Origin of the sequence: Neobacillus sp. YX16 (genome assembly GCF_030123505.1) — a bacterium.
GTDB lineage: Bacteria > Bacillota > Bacilli > Bacillales > Cytobacillaceae > Neobacillus.
Genome location: NZ_CP126115.1, coordinates 2,409,087 through 2,421,801, shown reverse-complemented (window position 1 = coordinate 2,421,801; position 12,715 = coordinate 2,409,087). Strand labels below are relative to the sequence as shown.

The 12,715-nt window shown below is 38.0% G+C and carries 10 protein-coding genes; 2 read left to right on the top strand and 8 right to left on the bottom strand.

The features are described 5' to 3' along the window. Positions 1-202 precede the first annotated feature (202 nt). From QNH48_RS11535 to QNH48_RS11520, 4 genes are all read right to left on the bottom strand, one after another. Entirely contained in the window at positions 203-763 is a 561-nt protein-coding gene (locus tag QNH48_RS11535; protein ID WP_283955016.1) for an NADPH-dependent FMN reductase, read from the bottom strand. Between the two features lie 45 nt (positions 764-808). Further along, complete coding sequence (locus QNH48_RS11530) at positions 809-1,333, bottom strand: FAD synthetase family protein (protein ID WP_283955015.1); 525 nt, start codon at positions 1,331-1,333, stop codon at positions 809-811. Positions 1,334-1,365: 32 nt separating this feature from the next. After that, positions 1,366-2,844: a 4-hydroxyphenylacetate 3-hydroxylase family protein gene (locus QNH48_RS11525; RefSeq protein ID WP_283955014.1), complete on the bottom strand. Its 1,479-nt coding sequence runs from the start codon at positions 2,842-2,844 to the stop codon at positions 1,366-1,368. Positions 2,845-3,007: 163 nt separating this feature from the next. Continuing rightward, positions 3,008-4,276, bottom strand: coding sequence for an MFS transporter (locus tag QNH48_RS11520; RefSeq protein WP_283955753.1), 1,269 nt, complete (start codon positions 4,274-4,276; stop codon positions 3,008-3,010). A gap of 447 nt (positions 4,277-4,723) precedes the next feature. Here QNH48_RS11520 and QNH48_RS11515 point away from each other — a divergent pair, with 447 nt between their 5' ends. Beyond that, the gene (locus tag QNH48_RS11515) at positions 4,724-5,359 is read left to right on the top strand and encodes a Crp/Fnr family transcriptional regulator (RefSeq protein WP_283955013.1); all 636 of its coding nucleotides are present in this window, start codon (positions 4,724-4,726) and stop codon (positions 5,357-5,359) included. Continuing rightward, on the top strand, positions 5,356-6,018 hold the full coding sequence (locus tag QNH48_RS11510) for a Crp/Fnr family transcriptional regulator (protein WP_283955012.1): 663 nt from the start codon (positions 5,356-5,358) through the stop codon (positions 6,016-6,018). The genes QNH48_RS11515 and QNH48_RS11510 overlap by 4 nt, the downstream gene beginning before the upstream one ends. 65 nt (positions 6,019-6,083) lie before the next feature. Here the strand turns inward: QNH48_RS11510 and QNH48_RS11505 are convergent, their stop codons facing one another. The 4 genes from QNH48_RS11505 to QNH48_RS11490 form a co-directional block, all read right to left on the bottom strand. Continuing rightward, the gene (locus QNH48_RS11505) at positions 6,084-6,866 is read right to left on the bottom strand and encodes a hypothetical protein (protein ID WP_283955011.1); all 783 of its coding nucleotides are present in this window, start codon (positions 6,864-6,866) and stop codon (positions 6,084-6,086) included. A gap of 256 nt (positions 6,867-7,122) precedes the next feature. Beyond that, a complete protein-coding gene (locus QNH48_RS11500) occupies positions 7,123-7,368 on the bottom strand; it encodes a hypothetical protein (protein ID WP_283955010.1) in 246 nt (81 codons plus the stop codon). Positions 7,369-7,521: 153 nt separating this feature from the next. Then, positions 7,522-8,757 carry an MFS transporter gene (locus tag QNH48_RS11495; protein WP_283955752.1) on the bottom strand — a complete coding sequence of 412 codons (1,236 nt, stop codon included), beginning with the start codon at positions 8,755-8,757 and terminating at the stop codon, positions 7,522-7,524. Positions 8,758-8,987: 230 nt separating this feature from the next. After that, positions 8,988-12,515: a S8 family serine peptidase gene (locus QNH48_RS11490; protein WP_283955009.1), complete on the bottom strand. Its 3,528-nt coding sequence runs from the start codon at positions 12,513-12,515 to the stop codon at positions 8,988-8,990. Between the last annotated feature and the right edge of the window lie 200 nt (positions 12,516-12,715).

Below are 12,715 nucleotides of genomic sequence, written 5' to 3'. Positions count from 1 at the left end.
TAAGAATCTAGTTTTTGGGCTTCATGAACCCTTCATGAGACCCATTTCATCTAATAAGTCCAGTTTTTGGGCTTCATGAACCCTTCATGACACCCATTTCATCTAATAATTCTAGTTTTTGGGCTTCATGGACCCTTTATGGGACCCATTTCATCTAATAAGTCTTGTTTTTGGGTTTCATGGTCCCTTCATTAGTACCGTTTCAGACCGTTGTTAATTTTTCTTCGAATGATTTTAATGCTTCTTGCATGAATACTACTTCTTTTGCTAAGTCTGTAATTCGGTTTAATACTTCCTGATCGATGATTTCATTATCTTTATTGAAATGATCGTTATTAACGTACACATAGCCTGGAGCTACGAATGCCCGGAAAAATCCTGCAATTGGTTTCAATTGGTTTTCAATCACCAGGTAGTGCTGGAAAGTACCGCCGGTAGCGACAAATCCCATTACTTTATTACGAATATCCTTTGGATTGATTAAATCAAATAAATTCTTAAGTGGTCCTGATAATGAGCCTTGAAAAATTGGTGTTCCGATAATATAAAAATCAGCAGATTGAATGATATCAAGAACTTTTTTTGTATCACCCGTGTAGGTCGCAGGGTTTCGACCATCACAAAACTGGACATCATATTCTCTTAAATCCAACAATTCAATTTCCACATTTGGATGGTGTTTCTTTACTCCTTCAAGGACCTTTTGGACAACAATACTCGTCTTTTCTCCAATAATGGTGCCTGAAATTCCTAGTAGTTTCATAGTTTTATTACCCCTTTTGTTTCTAATAAGTAACCCTCAGTTCTATTACCACCCTAATAAGGCGTAGGACTGTTGATAATCTCCCTCTGAAATTAACTGGCGAATTCTCGTTGATGAAATAAGTTCTCCGCCATTACAATAAACAGGTAATGTCACATTGATCTGAAAGTATTTTTTTAATAGTTCTACATCACCTTTTCTACTTTTTCCAAAACGAAAATCCGAACCAATAGACACTTCTATCGGGTTAAGTTTTGATAATTCACTGATAAAATCTTCAGGAGGGCGCGTTGCATACCATTCATCAAAACTAGCAACAATCACATAATCTACACCTAATTTATAGATCCTACTTACCTTTTCTTGAATGGGTGTCAAGATTTGGGCACCTTTAAAAAAATGTCGAGGAGGCGGGTCGAACGTATATACGACGCTTGGAACCTGATGAAAAAGACTCTTTTCCACAGCCTGCCTAATGACAGCTTGGTGTCCTTTGTGTACCCCATCAAATGCACCAATAGCAATAACAGAACCTTTAAGTGTTAGAGCACCATCTTTTAACGTTTGCACCCAATCACACCTCCTCGAAATAGTTTAATGTTTTATAAGCTAGGAACCTCTTTTTTTCGGTCAAAAATCTCCAACGCTTCTTCAACCAGCTTAAATGAATTATTTCTTTTGTGGTTGTTATAGAAAATGGCTCTCTTACGAATTGGATCTCCTGTGTAATAACGTTCGTATTGAAGGATCCTTTGCCCAAATGCCTCACCGCATAAATCCCATGCCAACTTAAAGAGATGAACACGCTCTTCTGCATTTACTCCTTCTCTTCCCACGTAATATCGATCTAAATCTTCTCGTAGATCTGGATTTTCAAAATCGGCATCCGTTGGTGACATTAATAGCCCTCCAGCACCGATGATTTGCATTACTTCAATGGCACGTGGATACATTTTCGGCAGCAATCCTCGAATTGTTTCAAGAGGTGCATAGGCTGGCATTGCTTCACCAGTCTCTGTAACTTCATATTCATACTCAGCGATTCGGAGCAAAGCCCTTATAGATTCTACTGATTGGATTAATTCGCCTAAATCGTTTTGAACATTTAGATAACAATCAACACCAATGGAGTCTGCTAATTTACAAGCCACTTCGGTAGCAAATTGCAGCTTTATTAAACCTCTAACTCCAGATTGATGTGCGGGTTGGATACCAATTCCTGTTTTCGGATACAGTAAATTTGCTGCCTCGACATTGTTATAAAGGAAAACACGATCCCACGGTACTAAAACATCATTAAATACTAAGACCGCGTCCATTTCCTCGAATCTTGATGCTAATGGGTGGTCATAAACAGAACGTTTTCCATCCTGCATAGCTTCACGGCATAAAATACGAAGCCCTGGCGTATCAAGTGGAAGTGCAAAAGCAAGGGCATAACGTTCATCTCCAGGTTTAAATCCAGGGAATGAATAAACAATTACTTCGTCGGTAATAGGTGCGAGGGTTGCCAGCATCTTTGCGCCTCTTACAACCAAGCCATCTGGAGTTTCTTTAACAGCACCTAAATGGGTAAACATATCCTGTTGTTCATGTGATGATTTACTGCGGTCATTTTGTGGATTAATAATAGCGTGTGTTAAAAATAGGTCATTGTCGCGAACATGCTTATAATAAGCTCGAATGTTTTTTCCCCATTCAGGATTGTATTTGTCCAAGAACTCGGAATTACTAGCCATAGAAGTTACCACTACATTTAGAAAATCAGGAGTTCTTCCCATTAAACCAAACGTTGCCTTAGCAAACACCTCGAACGTTTTTCTTCGAGCTTCTAGATCCTGATAGCTTTTTGGTACGATGAATGCATTTGAAATTCTTTCACCGGTTTCTTCACAAATATGAGTGACCTCTCCCTGATACGCTGGATCATGCTGTAAATCATACAACTTCGCCATTTCAAGAATTGGTTGATGAAAAACAGGTTCTTCAAAGATATTTGTTACTCTTTTCCCTGATAACCAAACTTCTGGATTACGTGATTTTAATGCCTCGATATACTGTGCTCCTGTACGAATTCCCATATACATCCTCCTCATCCTTCATAGTGTTATTATAAAACTGAATTTTCGAAGGCATTGTAGTCTGGTTAACACTTTTTTCAAAAAAGTCAGATTATACTTTTTTAGAAAAATAAAAGCCGTACCCTTCTTTTGAATGGAAGAGAGCGGCTTTTAACTTTACACTTTATATATTTCCTTTTTTAGGGATAAACAAGATTGTAATGGAAGCTAAGACTCCTGCAACGGCAAAGAGATAAAAATTAAGCGAGAAGTCAAAATTTGAGCTCATAAAGAAACCAATTAAAATTGGACCTGATATAGCCCCAATCCGTCCAAATCCCAGGGCCCATCCCAGAGCAGTGGCTCGGTTGTCTGCTTCAAAATATTTAGAAATGTAGGCATTTAGAATAAGTGTAGTCCCAATAGTTCCAAAACCTGCTACCCCCACTAGTCCATACACAACGAACATCGATGATTTTATGCTTAAAAGTGCAATTGAAGCTCCTGCTAAGAAATAAGAAAGACTGATAATTTTTCTAGAGCCCCATCGGTCTGCCGCCGTACCTGCTACTAGAGCACCGATCGCTGCGGATAGGTTTAACATCAGTAAAAATCCTAAACTAGGTCCGAGCGGATATCCTGCCTCACGCATCATTTTTGGCAGCCATGTACTTAAACCATAAATCATAAGCAGACCTAGAAAGAAAGTAACCCAAAAAAACATGGTTGCCCTGATATTTTCTCGTGAGAATAGACTTGCAATAGCCGCGAATTTATTCGTAGTTCCTTTGGTTTCATCCGTCATATTACTTTGGATAAAATCATTAGGAAGTTGAAATTTTCGGGCTATACTTTCAGCTTTATCAAACCTTTTCTTAGCAACTAGAAAGCTAATCGACTCAGGAAGAAATTTAATAATAAAAGGAATAACTAAAAGTGGAATAACACCTATCCAAAACATTAATCTCCATCCATAATCCTCTAAAAGAAACATGGAAAATAGAGCGCCAAGGACTCCCCCAATTGGATAACCAGTATACATAATGGCGTACATTTTTGATCGATGCCGGACAGGAGAATACTCGATTGTTAAAGCAGATGCTGTAGGAATTACTCCACCAAGTCCAAGACCGCCAATAAAGCGAAAGATCCCAAACATTTCCGGTGACGTCGAAAGTGCGACGAGACACATTGAAATCGAAAATACGGTAACGCAAAAAATTAAGGTCAATTTACGGCCAATCATATCCGTAACAGTTCCAACACAGATGGCACCAATCAGCATTCCCATTAATGCATAGCTTCCTATTGCACCTGCTTGGGCTGGAGTCATACTCCAATCTTTATATTCCATTAATGATGGTAATACAGCACCATAGATTCCTAAATCATATCCATCTGCCAGCATCGCAAACCAGCAAAGTATAACAACAACAAACGTTGCTTTTGGCATACTTTTAATAGAAAGTTTAGTAGTATTTAATCCGACATTCTGTTTTGTTAAATCTTCCGTAACCACAGATTGTACTTCCCTGTTCATCCAACCATCTCCTTTTAGAATTTGTTCCAATAGGCATTGGTGTTTATTCTTGGATGAATATTCTTAAGGTTCCCCCCTTTTTTCAATGGTTTCATGATTGTCTTCCTTCATATCTATTTAAGTGGAAGTCCCATGAATTGGCTGATTATTTTGAAAATAATTCACCTATATTGATTTTATCTTTTTAATCTTTTACACTATTGTTAAGTGGTTAACATTAATAAACTTTTTTCATCCATTTGTTATGTGAATTTAACAATACATATCTATTAATCTACAGTAAAATGTAAGCGTTAACAAAAAAATGCAAATTAGCTCGTAATATACATAACACTTGAATTTCACTTGGGAGATGATAGAGTGGCAATCCTTTTTGACAGTGATATTGATTGGGAAACATGTTTGCAATTTGGGACTAGACAATTTTTCAAGGAAAAAAAATGTATTTACCAACAAGGGACAATGGGAGAAGGATTTTATTATATCCAAAAGGGATTAGTTAAAGTGACGAGTAAAACGACAAATGGGAAAGAGCGCCTACTAAACATCGCTATTCCTGGGCAATTATTAGGGATTCAAGCTATGGACCGGAAGCCACATTTTACAACGGCTACAGCTGTAAATGACTCAGTACTATATTATTTCGATTGTGATCATTTTCAAAAACTAATAACCTATCAACCTTCAATCCTTCACATGGTTATAAAAACGGTCATCCATAAAATGCATATACTAGCCGATAAAATTTACTTGGACACACTTATTCCAGAGCAACAGTTGTCCGTGATTCTTTTGAATATCTGTTATGAATTTAAGAATTATGAAGTTCCTCTATCACAGCAAGACCTAACAAAATGCACGGGTTTAACGAGAATTACCATTTATAAGATTCTAAAGCAATGGAAGGAAGATGACATCATTGAGGTTCATGGTAAAAAGATCATCATAATAAATCCCGATGAATTAAAAAAGATTCAAGGCAGGGTGATTTCATGAAAAATCTTCGAAACGCTTGGAGTCCTTATTTAAAATATGGGAATAAACTTGTGTTTGAGGAAAATTCAGTAGTTTACCGTCAGGGATGTGAAGGAAAAGGATTTTTCTTCTTATCTGAAGGTGGAATAAAAATCACCCTCCTTTCAAAAGAAGGTGTGGAACGCACCGTTAATTATGTTCCAGAAGGAATGTTATTCGGAGAGCACGGCTCAAGAAAGGAAGCTTATCTAACCTCTGCTTTAGCTACCTGTTCATCTGTTGTCTATCATTTTTCTGATGAAGCGTTAGAAAAAGTTTGTGAAAATCATCCTGAAGCAGCATGTCTATTTACCAATTCACTAATCTATAAATTTAGAATACTTGCAGAGATAATAGCCTTTTTAAACTCCCCGGTTGAACAACAAATGGCGCATTATCTATTAAAACTAATAAATGAAAATGGCAGTTTCTCCATTGATCAAACATCATTTGCCCGTTACATAGGTACCTCAAGAATTACAGTTAATAAAATACTTAATAAGTGGAAGACTCAAAAAATCATCGACTTATCAAATAGGACGATTGAAATCCTGGATATTAATCGTTTAAAAGATCTACGAGAATCTGGTGGTATTCACATTGAAAACTTGGATTTATTAATGTTGACCAATAAGGAATAAAAAGGTGCCTAACTTTATTGTTAGGCACAAGAACGGTTAAGTGTGTATTTAGACAGAAGAATCAATTATTCTTTGATACTATTTCTAAAATAATCATAGTCTGTTTTAATATAATGGAAGGCTGTTGCGTTGCCGCCATGATCAGGATGTGTAACTTTTAATAATTTTTTATATCCTGCAAAAACGTCTTTATTACTGGCCGTTTTTGAGAGTCCTAATTTTTGACGGTAGTCATTCATTTTAGGAGAAAGTGTTACAGGGACCTTATCACTTTCTTTTTTCTTTCCTTTAGAAAGTTCTTCCGTTAATTTTAACAATTGATTTCTTAATTCAATATTCTCTTTTAGTAACTTCTTCGTTTCCTTTTGTAGGTCACCATTCTCATACTCTAGGTTGACAATTTCTTTATTTAAATTGGTTCTTTGCTGAATTAAAGTATCGATAGATGTCTTATGTAGTTGTTCCATCCCTTTTATAATCTCATCCTGTGTATTAATTTTTACATTTAATTGACCTATAATCTTTTCCTGATCTGTATCGTTATTTAAATACACCTTTGAAAGATTTTCATTTGGAAAATATTCACTCCTCCCATTCCCCACGTTTTGAATCTTACCTTCCCTAAGCCATCGTCGGACAATTTGAATACCAATACGATCGGAAACTCCCGCATCCTTTAACATGTTCAATGCTTGGTCTTTATCATCAAGTATATATCCAGAATTCTGAGGAACAGTGCCCACGTATTTTATTTTTCTTTCACGCAGCCATCTTCTAACTATTTGAATACTGATATCTTCTTTTACTCCTGCATCAGTTAACAATTCATAAGCTTGATCTGTGTTCACAATTTTCCACCTTTCCCTCATAATAAGTTCTCGGATGTTGAAACTTACATAATCAGGCGAACTCGGTATGTAATATAAATAATAATAAATAAGTAAAGGATTAATGTGAATGGATAAAAAAGACTATCCTTTTTACTCTAGTCAAATAGCTCTAATTAGATAGTTTCACTAAATTTGGTTAGTAATCTGAAGAAAATTAGAAAACAGCCGCCTTTAAGGACTAAAGCGGCTGTTTGTCAGGTTGAATAAATTAACTTTATTCAAGGACCAAAAAGTATTGAATTTGATTGGATGAAATGGCAGTAATAGCATGAATGCGATAGCCGATACTTAGTAATTGCGATAAAGTTTCTGCACAATTATCGCGAGGAGGCTCGATTGGTGCGTGGTAGCTTTTATATAAATGAATAAATTGATTATTTGTCGTACAATGCAGTAAGACCACATGTCTGCCAGTCCATGCTTGACCAATCATTGGTTGTACTTGTCTTATCCTTCTCATGATATGACATCCTTACCTTATTGATACAATAGTCTATGTTTCACTTATCGGGTACGTTCTATTTGATGTAATAGTTTTTTATAACAGTGGACGTCCCACCTTACCAAAAGGTCTCACATTAAATTACATAATTAAGGCATTATCTAAGTGGATTCACGCCTGAACTTTTACCCTTTTAGTACTCGACCAAATTAACACAGGTATTAGGAGGAGCGAAAGGATTCCTCCTGCGATTGATAGTGTCGCATAACTGGTATTCGCAAAAACCAACCCAGATAGTACGCCTCCCGTTGCACCGGATAAAGCAACCATCACATCAACAGTTCCTTGCGTCTTTGCACGATTGGCCGGATTCGTTGAATCTACTAGAATAGCGGTACCACTTATTAATCCGAAGTTCCAGCCTAAACCAAGCAATATGAGTGCCAAAGTAAGTAAGGTTATTGATTCACCCGGTGCCATGGCAGCAAGTAGGCCTGCTGCAAGTAAGGTGACACCCGCTGCGATTGCCATGTATAGGCGTCCAATCTTATCCACGAGGACTCCTGTTAGGAGTGATGGAAGATACATAGCACCTACATGGAATCCAATTATCATACCAACCTCACTTAAACCATGACCGTGCTTCCCCATATGTACAGGTGTCATGGTCATGATTGCGACCATAACCAATTGGGTTAACACCATTAATGTAGCTGCAGCCACGATTCCTCTTTTGTTAAACTCCTGTGTATTTGTATTACTTTCTAAATGAACGTTCTTGTTCTTTCTCGTCTCATCCGCAATTGCTTTTGCAACAATGAGCGGGTCTGGACGCAGTAAAATGAGTAGCACCAAACCAGCTATAATATAAGTAGCTGCTGCTAAAATGAATGGTCCGGATAATGCTGGAACACCTAATTTTATTGCAAATCGTCCCATAACATCAACCAAGTTAGGACCCGCAACTGCGCCAAATGTTGTTGATACCATTGCAATACTAATAGCTGTCGCTCTCTGCTTGGGACTAGCCAGGTCTGTTCCTGCATAGCGGGCTTGTAAGTTTGTGGCACCACCGGAACCATAGATTAATAGTGAGATAAATAACAGGAAAATATTATTGGTTATCGCTGCAATGACTACCCCGATTGCTCCAATTCCTCCAGCAAGAAAACCAGCAGCTAATCCAGACCTGCGGCCATATCGTTGAGATAACCGCCCTACAAGAAGCGCTGCCCCTGCAGAACCAAGGGTAAATAACGCTGTTGGAACTCCTGAAATACTATCCGTTCCCAACATGTCTTGAGCTAAAAGTGCTCCAACTGTTATACCTGCAGCAAGTCCTGCACCGCCAAAAATTTGTGAAAGAACAACGATAACTAACGTATGACGATATAGAGCTCGCTGCATTTCGGGTGAGTCAATGTATTTCTGTAATTTAACACTAGCACCTGAACGATCTTGTTTATGTGACACTACTACACCCCCCTTTTCAATTAGATATATTACTATCAATATTGATACTGGTTACTAAATAATACCATTTAAGGTTTTTAACGAAAACATTTTTATATTCGCTTATTTAATGAATACGAAAAAAGCCGGTTCTCTTATGTCGAACCGACCTTTTTCGTATGATTTTATTGTTGCTGTAAGACCGTTACAGATTGCGGACTAGTCGTAACTTTAAAGCCTTGTTTGTTTTCCACTTCTGCTGATACTGTATACCTACCATTAGGAAGGTCTGCCTCCGGTTTCCACTGTAAGTGAATTTCATGCTCATTTTCCACCACAATCGAGTCAACGACCTTACCACTTTCATCTCTAATATTGATCGTCCAATTGACCCGATTATTGGCGAAAGCATTAATTCCCGCAGGGGTACTTTCATTTACATTATTATATGGATATACGCTGAACCAACTGACAAGCATTTCATCATTAATATACGAAGGATCTCCCCAAACGGTATATCCATGGTTAAGCGCGACATCTGAACCTAACACTACAACACTCTTCGGTTCCTCTTTTACAAGTACTGACGTTTGTCCCTGCTCTAGCGGCATATACTTACCATTATACCAAATGATTGCACCGTAAAAACCACTGCCATTATCGTTATCCACCGCTTTGAAGGAAATTTCATATTTGCCGTCTTTTGGCTGTACTTGGATATCGGATACTACCGGAGCCACAGAATCTACTTTAACTGGAAGCTTCACTTCTTGTGGCTTCGCATTCTTGTAATCTAGTGTTGTTTTAATAACATAGTTGTAGCTGCCATCTTTGACTACTTGTCCATTTTTGTCTTTTACATCCCATAAATATCCACCATTCATATAGTCCCCATAGGCCATAACATTCTTACGGAACTTCCATGGCTTCCCAGTGTATTCACTAAAGTCACCCAGATATTGAACTAGTTGTCCATTTTGATCTTCCACGTACATTTCTGTTTTCTCTAAATTGCGGAGTGTGGTGAATGTTGGGAATACTCCTGGATAAATCGTGTTTGGAGATATCACGATACGGTCCGTATTGAATGTTCCCTTTCTAGGATCATAACCTAATGGGAATGTCCCTTCTGAGAATGGCTCATCATTCCAAAGCACCGTATATCCTAAGAAAGCATCTTTATCCCATGCAGCTGGATCTAGGTTCTGAGCTTGATCCCATTTACCATAGAAGCCCATGTAAGGAACGGTTATCGGAACTGCCGAATCACTGTTTTTTCCAGTTGGCACAAGACGTACATAGCCTTCAACAAACGTGCCTTGCTTTAAGTTGGCTGGTAATGAAATTTGGATATCTAAGTTCTTCTCCTGCCCCGGTTTAATCTTTAATGTCTTTCCTTCTGTATGCGTTACTTTTTCCCCGTTGACCAAAACGGAAGCACCCTGTACCCGCTTGCTAGTTAACGTTAAATATTCTTTAGAATCCAATGTTCCATCATTGTCTAGGTCAAATTCTTTTGTTTCTGTATTATCCGTTAATACATCAACGTAAACACTATATTCTAGGTCTTTTACATCTACGTTTTGCAGAGCTTCTACATTTAACTTGAAGTGTGCATTGTTGCTTGTAATTTCTTTTAATGCAACTGCTCCGGCTTGCTCTAATGGCGTTTTTTCACTCGTAACAAGGACAGGAGTTTTAATGGCATTTTGAATTTTCATTAATCCAGATCCTTGTACACGTGGTGAGTACGGTACCTCATTATTAGTGCGTGGGTCTTGTATTAATTGTGATGTATTCATTAATGCGATTTTTGCTTTTAATGCTGTTTCCTTAGAATGAGATAAGCCTTTTTCATATAAAGCTTGCAGCAATAAGGCTGAACCTCCAGCCACATGCGGTGTTGCCATTGATGTTCCGCTCATTATCTCATATTCATTACCCGTAACCGTTGAATAAATGTTGCCTCCAGGTGCAGAAATCTCTGGTTTAAAATCTAATGTATGTGGTGCACCATAGGATGAGAAATCGGAAATCGTATTTTTATCAGGATTTTCTATATAAATTCCTTTTGACATTTGCATATTTACACTTTGTCCACTTGTAAGCTTGTTAATTAACGCATCTCCTGCCTCTTTGCTTGTCGTTGCGGCAGGAATAAAGAAGGAACTAAGATATACATATGGATAGTCAGCCAATTCACTAGGCGGCACAAGGATAACTGCTTTTGCGCCTTTCTTTTTCGCTTCATTTTGTACATATGTGTAAGTAGCATATGGCTGCTTCGGTTTGGCTACTACAATTTTACCAGTCACATCTTTTCCAACGAAATCTGCAGTTTTCCCTTCCCCAACATATACCAATTCATAGCTCTTGCCCATTTCCAGTACTCTTGAGAGCTTGAAATCATATTGAGTTTGGTCTTGGTATGGGAGCTGCAAACCATTTTCCTCTGCTAATGTATTCATATGAATATTCGTATTTTCATAAGAAGCTACTGACAAGGCATATGGACTTACGCTTGGTTCGCCTACTGTCCCAATATCCGGGTTTTCTGCATAAGGTTTCGCTGCAGACAGTAAAAGATTGTTTTTGGTGCTGAAAGAGGAGTTTCCGCCCGCTACTACTACAAGAGTCCCTTGTTCGGTTGCTTCGCGAATCGATTTTTGAATCGGATCGTTTTCCTCTCCAACATATCCCGCATCAGAGCCTAAGCTCATGTTAATGACATCTGCTCCCATAGTGACCGCATGCTCTATACCCGCAATAATGTCATCTTCAAATGCACCTCCGCCATTATCAGAAAATACTTTTTCCGCTAATAACTGCACACCTGGAGCAACACCTTGTACACCGTCATTTTCCTCATCCCCGTTTGCCCCTACTGTCCCTGCAACATGCATACCATGTGATGACCCGTTTTGCCCGCGAGGAATGACATCCGTATCTTTATCGGCCCAGTCATATCCTGTCGGAACCTTGTCGTTGTACCATACTTCACTTACCTCGGTTTCAGCCAATTTTCCTTCTATTCCCTCTTGGGACAACTTTTGTTTCTCTTTTCCTTTTTCTGTAAGTTTCATATCTTGGTGACTGTAGTCAATTCCAGAATCAACAATGGCAACAAGCAATCCTTCCCCTTCGTAACCATATTCCTCCCATACCTTTTGGGCTTGTACTAATTCTTTGCTTGCTCCCATTGATGGTTGGAACGTCCTAGCAATATGTACATTTGTCACACCAGGAGTCGCTTGAATTTCCTTTAGATTACTAAACTCAGTTTCTATACTAAATCCATTAAAACTTTCATAGAAACGATTCTTTACTTTCGCTGCAGATTTAGTCTTAGAAATTTGAGCAATCACATGATCTTGCTTTTGTTTAAACTTTGCTTTCTTGTTTTGTTTAGATTCCCCCACAGTATCAGGCTTCTCTACTTCAACAATTAGACGCACCTTTTCATTTGGCTGATACGGTTTTGCCAGACCTTTTTTCTTTAAATCCTTATACCCAAACTGATCTGCTACCGCTTCTGCAGCTTGCTTTTGTTCATCCAAGAATATTTTCTGCCCTTGTTTCACAATTTCCTCTACACTTGGAGCTGGAACTGGATTAGTACGTATTCCTTCCGCAAATCCTGTTGACGTTAGTAGCATCGTCGCTAATGTGGAAGTTGCTAATACTTTGAACGGAAACCCTCTTCTTTTTTTCATTGACACGCTTCCTCTCTATTTTTCGATTGTTTTCTATTAATCTTAAAATTTATTAATATTTCAAAATATTAACACAACTATAATCTTACTAACCTTTTGGTCAAAAAGCTATTGGGGTTACGAAGTGGGTAATACGTACTAAAAATATATGGATAAGGTAATTTTTACTTATTTTATTATATCAATCGAGATAAAAGTCA

Coding starts and splice junctions, on each gene's coding strand:
- QNH48_RS11495 (WP_283955752.1), bottom strand. CDS start 8,757: ATGCAGCGAGCTCTATATCGTCATACGTTAGTTATCGTTGTTCTTTCA.
- QNH48_RS11500 (WP_283955010.1), bottom strand. CDS start 7,368: ATGAGAAGGATAAGACAAGTACAACCAATGATTGGTCAAGCATGGACT.
- QNH48_RS11520 (WP_283955753.1), bottom strand. CDS start 4,276: ATGCCAAAAGCAACGTTTGTTGTTGTTATACTTTGCTGGTTTGCGATG.
- QNH48_RS11535 (WP_283955016.1), bottom strand. CDS start 763: ATGAAACTACTAGGAATTTCAGGCACCATTATTGGAGAAAAGACGAGT.
- QNH48_RS11490 (WP_283955009.1), bottom strand. CDS start 12,515: ATGAAAAAAAGAAGAGGGTTTCCGTTCAAAGTATTAGCAACTTCCACA.
- QNH48_RS11510 (WP_283955012.1), top strand. CDS start 5,356: ATGAAAAATCTTCGAAACGCTTGGAGTCCTTATTTAAAATATGGGAAT.
- QNH48_RS11525 (WP_283955014.1), bottom strand. CDS start 2,844: ATGGGAATTCGTACAGGAGCACAGTATATCGAGGCATTAAAATCACGT.